Here is a 16,906-nt window from a genome sequence, read left to right as displayed (position 1 = left end):
CGGAGTGTTCGCCATGGAACTGCGGGTCACCGAGAGCACCGAGAACGAACTCTCGATCGAAATTGCAGGAGAAGATCACACGTTCATGAACGTCCTCAAGGGGGCACTGCTCGAACACGACGACGTGAGTGCAGCGACCTACGACGTCAATCCCGAACAGTCGGGCGGCCAAACCGAACCCATTCTGACGATCAAAACCGAGACCGGGAAAGACCCTCTCGAAGCGCTCGAAGAAGCGGCGGTTTCGGTCCGCGAAAAGGCGTCGTCGTTTCGCGACGCCTTCGAGGCGGCCGCATAGATCTCTATCGTTTCGCTTCCGGGACTCGCCGAGTTCATTTTTGCGTCGATCGTTCTCCGTCTCGACGAGCGACGCCGACCAGCACCCACGTTCGTCCGTTCGCTCGACGACATAAGTCACGTCCACCCATCTCCAAGGGCCGGCGATCCACCCATCTCCAAGGGCCGGCGATCCACCCATCTCCAAGGGCCGGCGATCCACCCATCTCCAAGGGCCGGCGATATCGACACCCGCGTGCGGGCACCGACCTCGTTTCAAGATCTGCTAACAGACGGCGTACATCACGTAGACGCGATCGTCCGGGGCGACGTGGAGGTCGATCGCTTCCGCGTCGTACCCTGTTCTGGTCGCGTCCTCGAACTGTGACAGCAGCGTGTCGGCGAGTGCAGCCGCGAACGCGTCTTCGTCCTCGTAGTCGTCGATCGAGACGGCATCGAGCGTCAGCGGCCCGATCTCGGGGTCGGCGGCGCACTCGTGGCCGAACTCGTCTGGATGTGGCGGCCGTTCGGGGTCCTCGTCGGCGTAGTCGAGGGCGACGCGATACCGGTTTTGATACTCGGCGAAGGCGGCAAGGCCGTCGTTGTACGACCGCGATTGCTCACCCGCGCTCTCGCGCTCGGCCTCGAGTCGCTCGTGAATCGATCGCTCGGTGGTCTCCAGATCCAGCCCGCCGGCTGCCGTCCCCTCGCCCGGCGCGTCCGGAGGGGAGGGCGTCCCGATTCCCGGCAAGAGCGACGGCGAAAGAACGCCGGTGACAAACAGGAGGACGACGAGTCCGACGATGGCGAACACCGGCGCGTACGGTTTCGCGACTTCGAGCCAGCCCGGAACGGCCTGGTCTCGATCGACGTCGGCGTAGTCCTGTTCGGTCTTTTCGAGATCCGGGTTGCCACACCGCGAACAGGGCGGGTTGTTCTTGACGTGATCCCGACCGCAGTTCGGACAGACCCAGACGTAGGTCGTCCCGGTGTCGACCGTTCGCCGGGTCGCCGCGTTGGCATCGCTCTCGCCCCGGTCTCCGTCCTCGCGAACGATCGCCTCCTCGAAGGCGTTGTGCCCGCAGGCATTACAGGGAGGATCGTCTTCCGCGTGCGGTTTCCCACACCACGTACACCGCCACTTCACTGATAGAAACCCACGACTGCGAAGCTATAAGCGTATTGGATACAGCGGTCCGCAATCAATTTGTGGCGACGGACAGTCGGATTTCGATCGGTTCGCGGCGACGCGAGATGGGGACCGTCCACTCGTCTGGTCGACCTACAATCGAACGGGCACGCCGCGCTCGTTCAGATACGCTTTCGTCTCCTCGATCGAGTACTCTCCGAAGTGGAAGATCGAAGCGGCGAGACCGGCGTCGGCGTCAGCTTCGGTGAACACGTCGTACATGTCTTCGGGGCCGCCACAGCCGGAGGAGGCAATCACCGGGGTATCGACGGCGTCACAGACCGCGGTCGTCAGGGGCAGGTCGTAGCCGTCTTTGGTGCCGTCCTTGTCGATCGAGTTGACGAACAGTTCGCCGGCACCGCGGGACTCGGCTTCCTGTGCCCACTCGAGGACGTCGACGCCGGTTCCCTCGCGGCCGCCCTTTTTCGTGCACTCGAACCAGCAGGACTCGCCGTCGATCTCGACGTAGTGTTCGCCCTCGCCGTCGTAGCGCCGTCTGGCGTCGACGCTGATGACGATACACTGGCTGCCAAAAGCACGAGCACCCTCGTTGATCAGTTCTGGCCGCTCGAGCGCGCCGGTCGTGATCGACACTTTGTCCGCGCCGGCACGGAGCGTCTCCTTGATATCCTCTGTGGTCCGAATGCCGCCGCCGACGGTGAGCGGGATGAAAACCTCGTCTGCGACGCGCTCGACGACGTCGAGCATCGTTTCGCGGCCGTCCGCAGAGGCGGTGATGTCGAGGAAAACGAACTCGTCGGCCCCCGACTCGTTGTACGCTTTCGCCATCTCGACCGGGTCGCCGGTGTACTTGAGATCCTCGAAGTGGACGCCGGTGTAGACCGCCGGGTTCCCGTCCTCGTCGAGGTCGACGTCGATACACGGGATGATTCGCTTGGTCAATACCATGTGGTAACTGGATGGGGGTTCGCACTGGGGGTAGTAAAGCCGTCTGGATCGAACACTCGAAGAAACCGTAGTACGGCAGCGATCGATCGTCATGCCCCGCACCGTTGGACTACGGTAATCAGTCGTCTCCGTGGTCGGCCTCGAGTAGCGGCTTTCGAACGGCGTCCATCGCGGCGGGAAGCGCCTCGAACCGTGCTCGCAAGCAGATGTACTCGCTATACTCTCGGGACAGCGAAACGTAGACGTCCGGATCGCCCGCTCCCGCACGCCGAACCGATCGGTCGGTCCACTCGAGTCTGCGGGCCAGTCCCGCCAGACGAGCCGAAGCCAGCGACGGTCCGGTCACCGAGCCGATCGCCGTTTCGGCGGCCGAAATTGCGGCCGCTCGCTCCGTTGCGATCGTCTCGACCGTCTCCGGGGTCACGACGTCGCCGTCTTCGAACCGATCGCGAACGGTCTCGAACGCCCGGCGTTCCAGCTCGAATCGGAGCGCTTCGGACAGCGCCGACCCGAGTTGTCCCGCCTCGAAATCGTCTTCGAGTCCGTCACGCGCGCGATAGACGGGCCTGACGGCATCCCAGAGGAGCGTCTGGGGAAAGCCGGTTTCGACGTCGCCGTCGACGAGCTCCGCGAGCCAGTCGTCCTCGTCCTGCTCGGGGAGATCGACCCCTTCGGCCCGATCGATCGACGCCTCGATCGACGCTCGAAAGACCGGTTCGAGCGCGACGCGGTCGGCCGTCTCGGCGTCGAACCGATCGATGCAGTGGTCCCAAACGGCGACCGTCGCCGTCGCAAACTCCAGAGCACCGGCTTCATCCCCGAGGTCGATGACCGTCGTGACGGTCTCTGCGGGTCCAGCACTCGAGGTAGCTCGTACGTCCAGGCGATCGACGCGCCGGCTCGCCGTCTCGAGGTCGGCCTCGAGGTCGGCGTAGAACAGTGCGGCACGGAGCCGATCGTCCGCAGCGTCGCCGCCACGGTACTCGGTTTCGTCGCGTCGATCCGTGAGCGTGGCCCGAACAGCGCGTCGTTCGTCGTCGAGTTCCGCGCGCAGTGACTCCCTGTCGGCGTCGATCGCGGCGAGCGTCGTGGCGGCACGTCGAGCGGAGTCGCGGGCGTCTCGGGTCGTCCGCAAGGCGTGGTAGCGCCGCTTTTTAGCCGCGGCGGCCGTCGATCGATCCTCGAGTGCGCGCTCACGCCGGTCGGCGATCGCCTCGCGGACGACACCGTTCGGGACGTCTTCGGGACCGATCGGGTTCGGGACGGCATCGAGCAGGTCGTCGACGCGTCCGAGTTCGTCGTTCACCGCGCTCTCGGTCGGCTGAACCGGAGACGGTTCCTCGACGTTGGGAACGGCGGGTTCGTTGGTCAGGAACCCGGAAACCGTCGCCCGGGTAAACCGCCCGGAGGCCAGGTCGTCGTTCCGGTCCCACGGAAGGGCGCTACAGCCGGCAACGGCGACGCTGCCGAGCGTCGCGAACCCGGCCAGAACCCGCCGCCGAGAGTCCGTCGGCTGGTCGGTCATCGTTCCCCCGCCGATCGGCTCTCCGCCGACTGGTGTTCTGCTGACCGGTTCCCGGCTGATCGGTTTTCGTCGCTCTCGCCGTCGAGAACCGTGGTTGGACACGACATACTTTCGCTTGCCGACCGACTGGAGGGACTCTCGTCGTACGCTCGATCGACGCGGACGAATATCGCCTCCATCAGTTCCGCGTCGGCGTCACACGCCACCGTCGGGGGTTTCAACGTCTGGCAGTACTGCCGGCGAAAGTCGTCCGCGTTCGCCTGCACGCTCAGGAGATGTCGCCGGTAGCAGTCTTCGATCGGTCGCTGTTCGACGACGATCGATTCGGTCTCGAAGTCCGTTTCCTGAAGGAAGGCTTGGGCCTCCTCGGCGTCGCCCGTGTCGGCGTCGATCCGGAGCGCCGCCGCATCCTCAGCGGATAGCACGAACTCGACGTGGGTGGTATGCGGGCCCGACTGGTCGTCGCTCTCGGGCGACTCGCCGTCCGGGTAGACGAACACGTCGGTGTCGGTTTCCGACCGAATCATCAGGACCTCGAACTCGTCGGACGGCATGGGTTCGGTTCCGTCGGTAGCGGTGTGGTCCGAAGTCGTCGACGATCGATCCGTGCCGGTACAGCCGGCAAGCGCCGGGAGCAGGCACCCGACCGTCGCGACTACCCGTCTGCGGGAGAGGTGAATGGAGGGCATTCGGAGAGTGTTCAATACCTGTCAGTAAATACGTTGTGACTCTGTGACCTGTTCTGACTGCTACAGGTAGACGAACGGGTCACCAGTCGAGTTCCAAGTCGGCGTACGCGACCCCGTGGCGGGTTCGATGCCGGCCGCTACGTTCGATCGACTCGCGCGCTGTAGGTGTCTTTAAGGCCCTGAAACGGAAACGATCGACTATGGCAGACGATACAGATCCCGCGGCGGATCACGATTCGGCGGCCGACGTCGGCCACGATCTGGAGGCCGAACGAACGACTGCACCGATGAGCGACTACTCGTCGAGAGCCGTCGGTATCGGCTTCGTCGTGTTCGCGATCGGCGTCGCGATTATATTCGGCGTTCCCCTCCTGACAGCAATCTAAAAGACGTACTCGTCGTCGTGGCCCATCATCCCGTCGTCTTCGAGTCCGGGGCCTCCCGCCGCTTCGTCGTCGTCCATCGGTCCGCTGGTCTTGTAGGCTTTGATGCCCGTCGACAGGAGGTCCTCGATCGCTTCCTCGCGGTTGACGAACTCGCCGCGTTCGACCATCTGCGCGATCTGCATCTCGAGGTGCTCCGGAATGGTGATCTCTACTTTCGGCATCTGATTCGGCTTTCGGCGAGGGGGTATTTAGCTCTGACGGGGAATCTGCACCGATCGCGAAGAAATCATCTCTGGACGGAAAGGATTATTTCTCGATTCGGATGGCGATCGATCAGACTCTCGTGGCGGAGTCCTCTTCCGGCCACAGCCCGTTCCGATCGGAAAGACCCGAGTCGATAATCGAGACGCTGTGACGCCCGGTACCGGGCCTATTTATTACCCATCATCGAGTCGATCGCGTTTCGCAGCGTCGTTCCGGGCTGGGTAATGGTATCGAGCTGGCGGCGCATCTTTCGCTGATTGAAGTAGCTCGCGAACGCGAGAATCGTCGGCGGCCAGAGTCCGACGAAGAGTCCCCGCTCTCGATCGCCGCGGAGAAAGAAGTAGTACCACGCGAGGCCGACCGACGCTGCCGACGCGAGGGCAGCGGGACCCATGGCTTCCTGTCCGACTTTTTCGGCCGCTTCTCCTGACATCTCTCGTTCTGACAGCTGCTGTCTCGTAGCCATACAGAACAGAAGATCGGTGAGACGCTACTAAGGGATGGCGAGGGTTTCGAGGGGGAACCCCGAGTTGTGTGACCTCGTGGACCGTTCCGGTTCGTTTCTTCACCGGTGCCTGCCCGGCAATCTCTCGTTTCCACCCCAACCCGTATTGCGATACGCCGTTGCCCGCTGTACCCGTACTCAGTATGAAACGTCTCGGTGCGAATGCCGTGTCTCGAGGCCGGTGGCGGGTGCGACCGGGCGGCGATCGCTCTCGCTCGTGGTCGCCGTCTTTCGGGACGGGCAGCGCCCGGATCCGAGGAGGGTGGGGATCCGAGGAGAGCGTCAGCGTTAGGTCCGCCGAGGACGGTACGCCGTATATGAAAGACGTCACCGACTGCTATCGGGAGTTTGGCGAGGATCGGCTCCCACCGGGTCAACACGAAACGAGCGAGTTTCCCGTCCTCTCGAAAGGTGCGACGCCAACCTGGGACCGGGAGCGCTGGGAGTTCACCGTTACCGGTGCCGTCGACACCGAGCGTCGCTTCTCGTGGGAGGAATTCCGTGATCTGCCGAGTGAAACCCAACGACAGGATTTCCACTGCGTCACCGGCTGGAGCCGGCTCGGTTGCGAGTTCACGGGCGTGCCGTTTCCCGAACTCGCGGCCCGCGCCGGTATCGATCGCGACGAGGTCGAACACGTCCTGTTCTCGGCACTGGACGGCTACACCACGGACCTCCCGCTCGAGGACTGTCTTCGCGAAGGTGTACTGTTCGCGTGGGCGTCTGACGGCGACCCGCTGTCTCCGGACCACGGCGGACCGCTCCGAGTCGTCACTCCGCACAAGTACGCGTACAAGGGTGCGAAGTGGGTCGACGGCGTCGAGTTTCTCACGGACCCACACCGCGGCTACTGGGAGAAACGGGGTTACTCGCGGACCGCGAACCCGTGGCGCGAAGAGCGGTATTGCTGAACGGGCCATAGAGAGGGGCGCTCGTGCAACTCTCGACTCCGGACCGTACTGCGTGGTTGCTCGAACTCGGGTCCGGAATAGTTAGGCTGAAGGCGCGGCAGTCCCGAACTGCGTTCGATGGACCACACGTCGGGTGAGAGACGGCTGGCGGGTGAGCCAGAGTCGGAAGCGGGTCTCCCGGACGGCGTCGAACTGGTGAGCCACAGCCGCGAACTCGACGACGTTTCGTTTGGAGCGATCGCGGACGCTGGCGGCGAGGCTCGAATTCAGTGGGCAACACCCGAGGGCCTCGAAATCGTCGGTCGCGGGGTTGCTGTTCGGCTTCGGGCATCCGGAACGGACCGATTCGACGAAATCCGTCAACAGGCAGCCCGGACGTTTTCGACGCTCGATCACGACGGTCCCCGTGCCGCCCGCCCGCGGGCCTTCGGCGGCGTTTCGTTTCACGACGGACACGAGGGGACACCGCCCTGGACCGGATTCGATGCGGCCTCGTTCGTCGTTCCCGAACTTCTCGTCACGCGGACGGGAGATGCGACGTGGCTGACGACAGTTGCTCCCGACGAGGCCACGGCGATCGAACGCCTCGAAGACTGGCAAGACCGATTGGCCGCGCTGCCGGCGATGCGTCCCAGCGGAACGGGCCCCGGCGTCGTCGGCACCCGGCGGACCGCCTCCGCGACCGTCTGGACCGAACAGGTCGAGACCGCACTCGAACGGATCGCGGCGGGCCCGCTGACGAAAGTCGTCCTCGCACAGGCACTCGAGGTCGACCTCGCGGGACCGATCGACGTTCCGGCGACCCTCGAGCGCCTCCGCCGACAGTACCCGAACTGTTATCGGTTCCTCGTGGGCAACGAGGTCGGCGGCACGTTCTTCGGTGCGCCGCCAGAGCGCCTGGTCGCAAAGCGCGGACGGCGGGTCGAAACCGAAGCACTCGCGGGGTCGGTCGCTCGCGGCGAGACGCCCGAGGCTGACGACGAGTACGTCGACCGGCTGGTAGACGATGATAAATTCGATCGCGAACACGGACTCGTCGTCGATTCGATCACAGACCAGCTCGCGCCGCTTGCGTGCGAACTCACCGTCGAAGACCGGACGATCCGGCGGCTGGCGACGATTCAACACCTCCGGACGCCGATTTCGGCAACGCTTGCGGCCGACCAGCACGTTCTCGAACTCGTCGAAGCCCTGCACCCGACGCCGGCCGTCGGCGGGGTCCCACCGGAGACGGCCTGGGAGACGATCCGCGAGACCGAAACCTTCGATCGGGGCTGGTACGCCGCGCCGGTCGGCTGGTTCGACGCCGCGGGTGACGGCGAGTTCGCCGTCGCTATTCGATCGGGACTGGCGACGGACAAGCGGGTCACGCTCTTTGCGGGTAACGGCATCGTCGCAGATAGCGACCCGACCGAAGAGTGGGAGGAGGTTCAGCTGAAGTTTCGCCCGATCCTCGACGAGCTACGGTAATCATGACTGTACCGAACCGCACGACGCTGTGGGGCCGCGTTCTCGTGGACGAACTCGCGAAGGGCGGGCTCGAGGCGGCCTGTATCGCCCCCGGAAGCCGATCGACGCCGCTGACGATCGCGTTCGCTGATCACCCCGATATCGAGGTCTACTCGCACCTGGACGAGCGATCGGCCGCCTACTTTGCGGTCGGTCGCGCCCGGCGCACCGGTGAGCCGACGGCGCTGGTCTGTACGTCCGGAACGGCTGCGGCGAACTTTCACCCGGCCGTCATCGAGGCCAGTCAGGCACGGGTCCCGCTGCTCGTGTTGACCGCCGACCGACCGGCGGAACTGCGCGACAGCGGGGCCAACCAAACGATCGACCAGGTCAAATTATACGGCGACGCGGTCCGGTGGTATGCCGAACTCCCCGACCCCGAGGCCGACGAGCGGAAAGTTCGGAGCCTCCGGACGACCGCCGCCCGCGCGCTCGCGAAGACGAACGGGGTCCCGTCCGGCCCTGTCCACCTCAACTGCCCGTTCCGGAAACCGCTCGAGCCGATCGACGCGGGCGACGTTCCCGCAGAGTTTGCGGATACGCTCGCGGGCGGGGGGCGGGACGGGCCGTTTGTAGAGACGAGCGCTGGAGCGCCGAGGCTCTCTCCGGGTGATCTCGAACCGGCAATCAAGGCGCTTGCGGCCGCCGATCGGCCGTTGATCGTCGCCGGGCCGGCCGATCCGGCGACGCTACAGCACCTCGATCCGAGTGCGGTCAGCGAACTCGGGGCGCGACTCGGTGCACCCGTACTGGCCGATCCGCTTTCGGGGCTTCGGTTCGGTCCCCACGTAGACGAAGGGCCGATTTTCGGCGGCTACGACGGGTACGTCGACGCCCTTCCGGAGCCGGACGTCGTCGTTCGGTTCGGTGCATCACCGACATCGAAGCCGCTACGACACGCGCTTCGAGACTCCGGCGCGCGGCAGTTCCTCGTCGACCCCGCCGGCGAGTGGCGCGAGGCGACGTTTACGGCGACCGATCTGCTCGCGGCGACGCCCGAATCGGTCGTCGAGGCGCTGGTCGATCGACTCGACGATCGCGACCCAGCCCCTCGTACTGACGAGTGGCTCGCCGCGTTCGAGCGCGCCGAGCGACGCCACTGGGAGCTTCGGGACGAGGTGACGGCGACGGCCGCACTCGAGGCGGCCCCTTTCGAGGGAGCGATCCTCGCGTCGGCGTTCGAGCACGCGCCGAACCCGGCGACCGTCTTCGTGTCAAACAGCATGCCGGTCCGGGACGCGGATCGCTTTGGCCGCCCGCGACCCGCTGACCTGACCGTCCTCGGCAATCGCGGGGCGAGCGGAATCGACGGCATCACGAGCACGGCGCTGGGTGCCGGCAGCACCGTCGACGATCCGCTCGTGCTCGTGACGGGCGATCTCGCCTTTTACCACGACGCGAACGGCTTGCTCGCGATCGATCGCTGCAGCGTCGACGCGACGATCGTCCTGCTGGACAACGACGGCGGCGGAATTTTCCACAAACTCCCGATCGAAGCGTTCGATCCGCCGTTTACGGACCAGTTCAAGACGCCCCACGGACTCGACTTCGAGTCGCTCGCGGCGTTGTACGACCTCGAATTCGATCGCGTTTCGCCCGAGGAATTCGAGGCTACCTACCGAACCTCGCTCGAATCGGGGGGGACGCAGGTGCTCGCCGTGGAGTTCGACGCCGGCGCGAGTCACCACCGCCGGGACGCCCTCGAGCAGCGCGTTCTCGACGAAATCGGGGGGGATTCGGACGGCGATTCAGCGCTGTAGCAACCCTCCCAGGAGCGATCGCGTATCCAACCAGAACCCAGTTAGACGCGATCGCGATTCGACGTTCGAGATGGACTGCCGTTAGCGAGTCACACAGATACGAGTAGGAAGCCAACGACTTCTGTCGTGGATTACTGACGACTGCCACGTGTGAGTCACGATTCCCTCCGGTTCGTTTTCTGAGCGACCTCTTGCTGTCTGGTAGCACCCCTCTTGACCGCTGGTGGAATTCCGACGAATAAATTGTATTTCGATATATCAAAACGAGGGTGATCGATCGACCGCAGGCGGGTCTGTTGATGCCGCTACCGCCACGGGTGGGTCGCTCAGCGGCGGAGATGACCGATCGCACGCCGGGAACGACGCGAACCTATTTCAGGACACGTCGACCACACTCGAGCAATGGTTTCCGAGTTGTTCGATCCGGATCGGTGGGAGCAAATCGACGCGTTCGAGTTCGAGGACATCACGTATCACCGCGCGATCGATTCCGGGACGGTTCGGATCGCGTTCGATCGCCCCGCGGTCCGCAATGCGTTCCGGCCGGGAACGGTAGACGAACTCTACGACGCCCTGGATCACGCCAAGCGCCAGACCGACGTCGGTTGTATCCTGCTGACGGGCAACGGGCCGTCACCGAAAGACGGCGGCTGGGCGTTTTGTTCGGGCGGCGACCAGACGAGTCGGGGTAAGGACGGGTATCAGTACGAGGGCAACGAAGATCGTGCGTCCGAACAGGGACGACTCCACATTCTCGAGGTCCAGCGACTCATCCGTCACGTTCCGAAGGTCGTCGTCTGCGTCGTGCCAGGGTGGGCCGTCGGCGGCGGCCACTCGCTGCACGTGGTCTGTGATCTCACCCTCGCGAGTGAGGAGCACGCGAAGTTTCTGCAGACCGATCCCGACGTGGCGAGCTACGACGCCGGCTTCGGTTCGGCCTATCTGGCGAAACAGATCGGCCAGAAGAAGGCTCGAGAGGTCTTTTTCCTCGGCAAGACCTACTCGGCGGCTGAGGCAGAAGAGATGGGGATGGTCAACGAGGTGGTCCCGCACGACGAACTCGAGGAGACCGCCCTCGAGTGGGGCGATCGAATCAACGCCAAAAGCCCGACGGCGATGCGGATGCTCAAGTACGCGTTCAATATGACCGACGACGGCATGGTCGGCCAGCAGGTGTTCGCCGGCGAGGCGACGCGGCTCGGCTACATGACCGACGAGGCGAAAGAAGGGCGAGACGCGTTTGTCGAGGGTCGCGACCCGGCGTTCGACGATTATCCGTGGCACTACTGATCGACAGGACGGATATGGTCTGGATCGAAGGCGAGTGCCGTTCGGATCGATCACCGCAGCGATCGATCGACCGCGATGCCACCGGGCACGATCGATCGACCGCAATGCCAACGTTGACACGTACGCGAGTGGGATACGCGAGTAAATGAGCACAGCGGAGGTCGATACGTCGCGAACGAAGGCCTGGCTGATGGCCGCACGTCCCCAGACGCTGCCCGCGGCGGCGGCACCGGTGATCGCGGGGACGGGGCTTGCGGTCCACGACGGCGTTTTCGCGCTTTTCCCGGCGGTGATGGCGTTCGTCGGCGCGGCGCTGATCCAGATTGGGACGAACTTCGCGAACGACTACTACGACGCGATCAAGGGGGCTGACACGGACGATCGGGAGGGGTTTACGCGAGTCACCCAGTCGGGGCTCATTCCGCCAGAGCGGGTTAAACTCGCGACGATCGTCACCTTCGGACTAGCGATCCTCTCCGGAACCTCCCTCGTCTACATCGGCGGGCTTCCGATCCTCGTCGTCGGACTGGTCAGCGTCCTCTGTGGCTGGGCGTATACGGGGGGACCGTACCCGCTGGGCTACCACGGGCTTGGCGACCTGTTCGTGTTCGTCTTCTTCGGAATCGTCGCCGTCGTGGGAACCTACTACGTGCAGGCGGCGGCAGTTCTCGCGGATCCTCTCTCGACTACGGTTCCAGCGGGGACGGTCACGCCGGAAGCGATCGCGGCGAGTCTGCCGATCGCCGGCATCTCGACGGCGATTCTGGTCGTGAACAACGTTCGTGACAAGGAGACCGATGCAGAAGCCGGGAAGGGGACACTCGCGGTTCGACTCGGGTACACCTGGAGTCGCGTCGAGTACGTCGCTCTGATCGCGCTGGCGTACGTCACGCCGCTCTGGTTCTGGCTCGGTGCCGGGTTCGGTCCCGCGGCGTTGCTCCCGCTCGTTAGCCTCCCCTACGCCGCGATGGTCACCCACACGGTCTGTACGCGAACCGACGGCGCGGCTCTGAACCCGGCGTTAGAACGGACCGGAAAGCTCCTCGCGCTCTATGCCGTACTCTTTGCAACCGGACTGGTGATCGTATGACTCCCCCCGACCGTAACGGCGAATCGACGTTCGAACTCGACTATCGTCCGTTTTCGCTTCCCCTCGCCCAACCGCTCGAAACCGCCGGCGGGACGATCGATCGCCGGACGGGATTTCTCGTCAGAATCAGCGACGGCAACGGTGTCGTCGGCTACGGCGAAGCGTCTCCGCTAACCGGCTGGACTGAATCGCACAGTGACTGTGAGACGGCTCTCACGCGCGCTCGTGACGCGTTCCGAACTGGCGGAAAATGCGACGCGCTCGACGCGGTCGATCGATCGGTCGCCGCCCGGCACGCGGTGACGCTCGCGCTCGCGGATCTGGCGGCCACTCAGGAGTCGACACCGCTGTACCGCTACCTCGGCAAGGGTCCGCTCGTTGGGCGAGTTCCGGTGAACGCGACGATCGGGGACGGCGATCCCGACGAAACGGCCTCGGCGGCACGGAACGCGGTCGATCGCGGCTTCACTGTCTGCAAACTCAAGGTCGGTACCCGGGCGGTCGAGGCGGATCTCGAACGTGTCCGACGAGTGCGGGACGCGATCGGTCCGGACGTAACCCTGCGCATCGACGCCAACGAGGCCTGGACGTACGATCAGGCCGAAACCGCGATCGCGGGCCTTTCTGACCTCGACATCTCGCTGCTCGAACAGCCGCTTCCGGCCGGCGCGCTGGAAGGCCACGCCGCGCTCCGCCGGAACGGCGTCCCGATCGCTCTCGACGAAGGCTTGCTCGAACACGGCGTGGACGCGATCTGCGAGGCGAAGGCTGCGGATGCGGTCGTCCTCAAACCCATGGCGCTCGGTGGAATCGACGTCGCCCGTCAGGTCGCGGCCTGGGTCACCGAACTGGACATTATGCCGATCGTCACGACGACGATCGATGCGGTGGTCGCCCGGACCGGAGCGGTCCACCTCGCGGCGGCGATTCCCGGCGTTCCAGCCTGTGGTCTCGCGACGGCCGAATTGCTTGCCGAGGACCTCGGTCGCGACCCCGTGCTCCTCGAAAAGGGGTCGGCGGTCGTCCCGCAGGCGAAAGGCCTCGGCGTCGACGGGGTGTGGGAGGCGTGATCAGCGGTCCGGACGAGGGACGCGTCGACGGCCCGGATGGGGGTGGGACGCGTGATCGATAGCCCGTCGTGGCCGACGCGCGAGCTTCTGGCACACCGCGTCTCTGCGACGCCCCAGCGAACGGCGCTCATCGACGCAGCGACGGACGATCGGTGGACGTTTCGCGAGTTCGATCGCCGCGTCGACGGCGTCGCACGACGGCTCGACGCACTCGGGGTGACCGGCGACCGGATCGGGCTGGTGATGGACACCAGGCCCGCGTTCGCGACCGTTTTCTTCGCCGCGATGCGAACCGGAACGACGACAGTCCCGCTAAACGTCCGCGAGACCACCGCGGAACTCGCCACGAAGTGCGATCGCACGGAGCCGGTCGCGATCGTCTGTGAAGGCGCGACCGAGTCGACCGCCCGCGAGATCGTTGGATCCGAGATTCCGGTGGTGTCGGTCGACGACCCGATCGACGACCGAACGACGCGGTTGGATGCCGAGGCCGTCGCAGGCGGGCGATCGGAAAGGGGATCGGTATCTCCGATCGAGACCGACCCGATCGATCGGGACGAAACGGCGCTCATCATGTTCACGTCGGGGACCTCCGGCGAGCCGAAAGCCGTCCGCCTGACGGTCGGGAACCTCCTCGCGAGTGCGACCGCGTCGGCGTTTCGCCTCGGCGTCGACCCCGACGATCGGTGGCTGTGTTGTCTCCCGATGTACCACATGGGCGGGCTTGCGCCGGTCGTTCGATCGGTTCTCTACGGAACGACGGTCGTGATACAGCGCTCGTTCGAGCCGAGTGAAACCGCGCGCGTCCTCGCTGACTACGACTGTACGGGCGTCTCACTGGTGCCGACGATGTGTACGCGATTCCTCGACGCCGGCTGGGCCTCCGGCGATTGCCTCCGGTTCGTTCTGCTGGGTGGGGCACCTGCGACGAGGGAACTGCTCGATCGCTGTCGCGAGGCTGGGGTTCCGGTGTACCCGACCTACGGGATGACGGAGACGGCCTCCCAGATCGCGACCGCGACACCCGAGGAGACGCGGACGCACCCTGGAACGGTCGGTCAGCCGCTGGTCTGTACCGACGTTACGATCGTCGACGAGGACGGACGGCGCGTCGCCCCCGGCGAGTCCGGCGAACTCCTCGTCTCGGGACCGACCGTGGCCCCTGGCTACCTCGACGAGGAGACGACGGCAGCCGCGTTCAGCGATCGTGGACTCCACACCGGGGACATCGGCTACCGGGACGAGGACGGTCGCCTCTGGGTTCACGCTCGACGAGGCGATCGGATCGTCACCGGCGGCGAGAACGTCGATCCCGGTCAAGTGCGCGCTTCGTTGTGCGATCATCCCACCGTTTCGGATGCCGCCGTGGTCGGTCTCCCGGATTCGGAGTGGGGCCAGCGGGTCGGCGCACTCATCGTGCCTGCAGACAACGCGGTCGGCGCTGAAACGGCGAGTCTTGATTCGTCGGTCGACCTCGACTCACTGCTGGCCCACTGCGACGATCGACTCGCGGGGTTCAAACGGCCGAAGACGATCGCGTTCGGAACGACGATTCCGCGGACCGCTTCCGGGACGATCGATCGCGAGGCCGTCCGCGAACGGATTCGCGGCGACGGTGTCGACGTGGCCGACGGGTCGTAACGACGTCTGCGGCGCGTTCCTCCCGCCCGGGCGGCGGTAGACTCGATCTGCAGTCCGCGAACGCCAGACTGGCAGTTAAGGCAATTCCGTGCCTAGAGGGTCTCGTGTGCACACTCACTCTCGCCTGGCGGGTTTTCGAGGAGGCACCGGTGGTGGTCGCCGCGAACCGGGACGAAGCGCTCGATCGCGAGTCGGTCCCGCCGGCGATCTACCGTGAGGACCCCGCCGCGATCGCACCGCGCGACCTCGAAGCCGGCGGCACGTGGATGGGCTACAACGAGCACGGCGTCTTCGCCGGAATCACGAACCGCTGGACCGACGCCGACCTCGCCGGAGAGCGGTCGCGGGGGCTGCTCGTCACGGATGCGCTGAACGCCGACTCCGCAGCCGAGGCCGCGGCGGCGGTCGGGGAAACGATCAGCGAGTACGAATACGACGGGTTCTATCTCGTTCTCGCGGACGCCACCGATGCCATCTGTCTCGAGTGGGACGGCGACCTCGATCGAACGACGTTCGATCCCGGCGTGCACGTCGTGGTCAACGTCGCCGTCGACGACGACGCGCAGTTGCCCTCGATGCGACACGACCGGGCGAAAAAACAGGCGGCTGACGCAAGACGCGTCCGGCGTGATCTCCACGTCAGGCCGGACGAGACCGTCACCGACTGGCTGGATCGTGCGGGGACCGTTCTCGCAGATCACGAGTACGGCGTCTGCATCCACGAAAACGGGTTCGGGACGCGATCGTCGTCGCTGATCGCGATCGGTGCGGAGAGCCGGTTTTGGTACGCTCCGGGACCACCCTGTGAAACCGAGTTCGAGTCCGTTCCGACCGTCAGCGTTCGCGACTGGTCAGCGGAACGGGGAACCGAGGAACGGTAGTTTCATGCGGATCGATCCATCTCATTCACACATGGACGGACTCCTGCCTGTCGCGACGAACACGGCGTGGTGGTCACCGTGAGCGTGTCAGCGATCGAAGCCGATCTCTCCGAGGACGAGCGCGCGGGACTCGAACTCGTACGCCAGAGCGGCGGCATTCACCAGAGCGACTTCTGGAAGGAACTGGACGTCTCCTCGCGCAAGGGGAGTCGAATCGTCGAATCGCTCGTCGAGAAAGAACTCGTCGATCGGGAAGAGACGGTCTACAGCGGACACAACACGTACTACATCACGCCAACCGCAAGGGACCTCGATTTCACCCTCCTGATGGCCGGCGACATGCTCTCGCCGTTTATCGGCGAAGAGGAGGTCGATCCAAACAGCGACGCCTTCTCGCAGTGGATCATGAACCTCGCGTACGAAGAGTAATCGGACGCTCGATCGACGACGGCATCGATCGAGTGTGCTCGGGTGATCGCATCCGCATGTCACTGTTTTCTGCCCGTTTCGTGGCGATCGTTACTCGTAGGGGTCGAACCGTTCGATCAGGACGAACGGATCGCGCTCTCGGTTGTAGTAGGGGACATCGCCGTCGATAACCTCGATGAGCCGTCTGTGGACCTCGCGAGCGGCGCGCCCCTCGTCCGGATCGAGGTGGTGGAGACCGCGCATGTCGGTCCAGAAGTTCCCGTCGAGCCAGAGGAGCGTTTCGTCGTTCGACTGGTAGACCACGTCTCCGTGTTCGGTGAGCCCGTCGATCGCGAGCTGGCGGCCGGAAAGCTGTGCGCGTGCGAGCACGGCGACAAGCTGACGTCTCGAGACCGGTGCGTTGAGCGCTACGTCGTCGATCGTCTCGCCAAAGTACTTCTCGACGAGATCACACGCTCGCGAAAACTCATCGAATTCGACCTCGTGATCCTGTGCGATCTTCATGTAAACCTACCGAATATATTGGTCGGTGTGAATACTATTGGCAATGTCCGTATAAAAAACTACCTCCGAGTCGGATCT

Annotated in this window: 18 protein-coding genes; 11 read left to right on the top strand and 7 right to left on the bottom strand. The window is 64.9% G+C overall.

The window, feature by feature from the left end; translation table 11 throughout:
• Positions 1–13 precede the first annotated feature (13 nt).
• Complete coding sequence (locus tag AC6I6L_RS19030; RefSeq protein ID WP_497919347.1) at positions 14–298, top strand: DNA-directed RNA polymerase subunit L; 285 nt, start codon at positions 14–16, stop codon at positions 296–298.
• A 264-nt stretch (positions 299–562) separates the two neighbouring features.
• On the opposite strand, the gene AC6I6L_RS19025 is transcribed toward AC6I6L_RS19030, so the two are convergent.
• The 4 genes from AC6I6L_RS19025 to AC6I6L_RS19010 form a co-directional block, all read right to left on the bottom strand.
• Positions 563–1,423: a hypothetical protein gene (locus tag AC6I6L_RS19025; protein ID WP_497919346.1), complete on the bottom strand. Its 861-nt coding sequence runs from the start codon at positions 1,421–1,423 to the stop codon at positions 563–565.
• Positions 1,424–1,558: 135 nt separating this feature from the next.
• Positions 1,559–2,374: an imidazole glycerol phosphate synthase subunit HisF gene (gene hisF, locus AC6I6L_RS19020; RefSeq protein WP_497919345.1), complete on the bottom strand. Its 816-nt coding sequence runs from the start codon at positions 2,372–2,374 to the stop codon at positions 1,559–1,561.
• A 118-nt stretch (positions 2,375–2,492) separates the two neighbouring features.
• Positions 2,493–3,899: a hypothetical protein gene (locus AC6I6L_RS19015; protein WP_497919344.1), complete on the bottom strand. Its 1,407-nt coding sequence runs from the start codon at positions 3,897–3,899 to the stop codon at positions 2,493–2,495.
• A complete protein-coding gene (locus AC6I6L_RS19010; protein ID WP_497919343.1) occupies positions 3,896–4,588 on the bottom strand; it encodes a hypothetical protein in 693 nt (230 codons plus the stop codon). The genes AC6I6L_RS19015 and AC6I6L_RS19010 overlap by 4 nt, the downstream gene beginning before the upstream one ends.
• 200 nt (positions 4,589–4,788) lie before the next feature.
• On the opposite strand from AC6I6L_RS19010, the gene AC6I6L_RS19005 reads away from it, so the two are divergent.
• Positions 4,789–4,974, top strand: coding sequence for a DUF7550 family protein (locus AC6I6L_RS19005; RefSeq protein ID WP_497919342.1), 186 nt, complete (start codon positions 4,789–4,791; stop codon positions 4,972–4,974).
• Here the strand turns inward: AC6I6L_RS19005 and AC6I6L_RS19000 are convergent.
• Both AC6I6L_RS19000 and AC6I6L_RS18995 read right to left on the bottom strand, forming a co-directional pair.
• Positions 4,971–5,195 (bottom strand): ribbon-helix-helix domain-containing protein, encoded by a 225-nt coding sequence (locus AC6I6L_RS19000; protein WP_497919341.1) that lies wholly within the window; start codon positions 5,193–5,195, stop codon positions 4,971–4,973. The genes AC6I6L_RS19005 and AC6I6L_RS19000 overlap by 4 nt on opposite strands.
• 209 nt (positions 5,196–5,404) lie before the next feature.
• A complete protein-coding gene (locus AC6I6L_RS18995; RefSeq protein ID WP_497919340.1) occupies positions 5,405–5,704 on the bottom strand; it encodes a hypothetical protein in 300 nt (99 codons plus the stop codon).
• Between the two features lie 356 nt (positions 5,705–6,060).
• Here AC6I6L_RS18995 and AC6I6L_RS18990 point away from each other — a divergent pair, with 356 nt between their 5' ends.
• The 9 genes from AC6I6L_RS18990 to AC6I6L_RS18950 all read left to right on the top strand — a co-directional run bounded on the left by AC6I6L_RS18990 (position 6,061) and on the right by AC6I6L_RS18950 (position 16,324).
• The gene (locus AC6I6L_RS18990; protein WP_497919339.1) at positions 6,061–6,654 is read left to right on the top strand and encodes a sulfite oxidase-like oxidoreductase; all 594 of its coding nucleotides are present in this window, start codon (positions 6,061–6,063) and stop codon (positions 6,652–6,654) included.
• A 117-nt stretch (positions 6,655–6,771) separates the two neighbouring features.
• Positions 6,772–8,124 carry an isochorismate synthase gene (locus tag AC6I6L_RS18985; RefSeq protein WP_497919338.1) on the top strand — a complete coding sequence of 451 codons (1,353 nt, stop codon included), beginning with the start codon at positions 6,772–6,774 and terminating at the stop codon, positions 8,122–8,124.
• Between the two features lie 2 nt (positions 8,125–8,126).
• Positions 8,127–9,923, top strand: coding sequence for a 2-succinyl-5-enolpyruvyl-6-hydroxy-3-cyclohexene-1-carboxylic-acid synthase (menD, locus tag AC6I6L_RS18980; protein ID WP_497919337.1), 1,797 nt, complete (start codon positions 8,127–8,129; stop codon positions 9,921–9,923).
• A gap of 402 nt (positions 9,924–10,325) precedes the next feature.
• The gene (locus AC6I6L_RS18975) at positions 10,326–11,213 is read left to right on the top strand and encodes a 1,4-dihydroxy-2-naphthoyl-CoA synthase (protein WP_497919336.1); all 888 of its coding nucleotides are present in this window, start codon (positions 10,326–10,328) and stop codon (positions 11,211–11,213) included.
• Positions 11,214–11,358: 145 nt separating this feature from the next.
• Positions 11,359–12,303 carry a 1,4-dihydroxy-2-naphthoate polyprenyltransferase gene (locus tag AC6I6L_RS18970; protein WP_497919335.1) on the top strand — a complete coding sequence of 315 codons (945 nt, stop codon included), beginning with the start codon at positions 11,359–11,361 and terminating at the stop codon, positions 12,301–12,303.
• The gene (locus tag AC6I6L_RS18965; protein ID WP_497919334.1) at positions 12,300–13,373 is read left to right on the top strand and encodes a mandelate racemase/muconate lactonizing enzyme family protein; all 1,074 of its coding nucleotides are present in this window, start codon (positions 12,300–12,302) and stop codon (positions 13,371–13,373) included. Before AC6I6L_RS18970 ends, AC6I6L_RS18965 begins: the two co-directional genes overlap by 4 nt.
• A 36-nt stretch (positions 13,374–13,409) precedes the next feature.
• On the top strand, positions 13,410–15,014 hold the full coding sequence (menE, locus tag AC6I6L_RS18960; protein ID WP_497919333.1) for an o-succinylbenzoate--CoA ligase: 1,605 nt from the start codon (positions 13,410–13,412) through the stop codon (positions 15,012–15,014).
• A gap of 104 nt (positions 15,015–15,118) precedes the next feature.
• Entirely contained in the window at positions 15,119–15,895 is a 777-nt protein-coding gene (locus AC6I6L_RS18955) for an NRDE family protein (RefSeq protein ID WP_497919332.1), read from the top strand.
• A 78-nt stretch (positions 15,896–15,973) separates the two neighbouring features.
• Positions 15,974–16,324, top strand: a complete 351-nt coding sequence (locus tag AC6I6L_RS18950; protein ID WP_497919331.1) for a helix-turn-helix transcriptional regulator — start codon at positions 15,974–15,976, stop codon at positions 16,322–16,324.
• A gap of 90 nt (positions 16,325–16,414) precedes the next feature.
• Here the strand turns inward: AC6I6L_RS18950 and AC6I6L_RS18945 are convergent, their stop codons facing one another.
• The gene (locus AC6I6L_RS18945; protein WP_497919330.1) at positions 16,415–16,828 is read right to left on the bottom strand and encodes a DUF8048 family protein; all 414 of its coding nucleotides are present in this window, start codon (positions 16,826–16,828) and stop codon (positions 16,415–16,417) included.
• Positions 16,829–16,906 lie beyond the last annotated feature (78 nt).

The organism is Halosolutus sp. DAT137 (genome assembly GCF_059736405.1).
This window is presented reverse-complemented; position numbering and strand designations above follow the sequence as displayed.

What these genes read in the sequence shown, in the direction of transcription:
- AC6I6L_RS19030 (WP_497919347.1), top strand. Translation starts at nt 14, where the DNA reads ATGGAACTGCGGGTCACCGAGAGCACCGAGAACGAACTCTCGATCGAA.
- hisF (WP_497919345.1), bottom strand. Translation starts at nt 2,374, where the DNA reads ATGGTATTGACCAAGCGAATCATCCCGTGTATCGACGTCGACCTCGAC.
- AC6I6L_RS19015 (WP_497919344.1), bottom strand. Translation starts at nt 3,899, where the DNA reads ATGACCGACCAGCCGACGGACTCTCGGCGGCGGGTTCTGGCCGGGTTC.
- AC6I6L_RS19010 (WP_497919343.1), bottom strand. Translation starts at nt 4,588, where the DNA reads ATGCCCTCCATTCACCTCTCCCGCAGACGGGTAGTCGCGACGGTCGGG.
- AC6I6L_RS19005 (WP_497919342.1), top strand. Translation starts at nt 4,789, where the DNA reads ATGGCAGACGATACAGATCCCGCGGCGGATCACGATTCGGCGGCCGAC.
- AC6I6L_RS19000 (WP_497919341.1), bottom strand. Translation starts at nt 5,195, where the DNA reads ATGCCGAAAGTAGAGATCACCATTCCGGAGCACCTCGAGATGCAGATC.
- AC6I6L_RS18995 (WP_497919340.1), bottom strand. Translation starts at nt 5,704, where the DNA reads ATGGCTACGAGACAGCAGCTGTCAGAACGAGAGATGTCAGGAGAAGCG.
- AC6I6L_RS18990 (WP_497919339.1), top strand. Translation starts at nt 6,061, where the DNA reads ATGAAAGACGTCACCGACTGCTATCGGGAGTTTGGCGAGGATCGGCTC.
- AC6I6L_RS18985 (WP_497919338.1), top strand. Translation starts at nt 6,772, where the DNA reads ATGGACCACACGTCGGGTGAGAGACGGCTGGCGGGTGAGCCAGAGTCG.
- menD (WP_497919337.1), top strand. Translation starts at nt 8,127, where the DNA reads ATGACTGTACCGAACCGCACGACGCTGTGGGGCCGCGTTCTCGTGGAC.
- AC6I6L_RS18975 (WP_497919336.1), top strand. Translation starts at nt 10,326, where the DNA reads ATGGTTTCCGAGTTGTTCGATCCGGATCGGTGGGAGCAAATCGACGCG.
- AC6I6L_RS18970 (WP_497919335.1), top strand. Translation starts at nt 11,359, where the DNA reads ATGAGCACAGCGGAGGTCGATACGTCGCGAACGAAGGCCTGGCTGATG.
- AC6I6L_RS18965 (WP_497919334.1), top strand. Translation starts at nt 12,300, where the DNA reads ATGACTCCCCCCGACCGTAACGGCGAATCGACGTTCGAACTCGACTAT.
- menE (WP_497919333.1), top strand. Translation starts at nt 13,410, where the DNA reads ATGGGGGTGGGACGCGTGATCGATAGCCCGTCGTGGCCGACGCGCGAG.
- AC6I6L_RS18945 (WP_497919330.1), bottom strand. Translation starts at nt 16,828, where the DNA reads ATGAAGATCGCACAGGATCACGAGGTCGAATTCGATGAGTTTTCGCGA.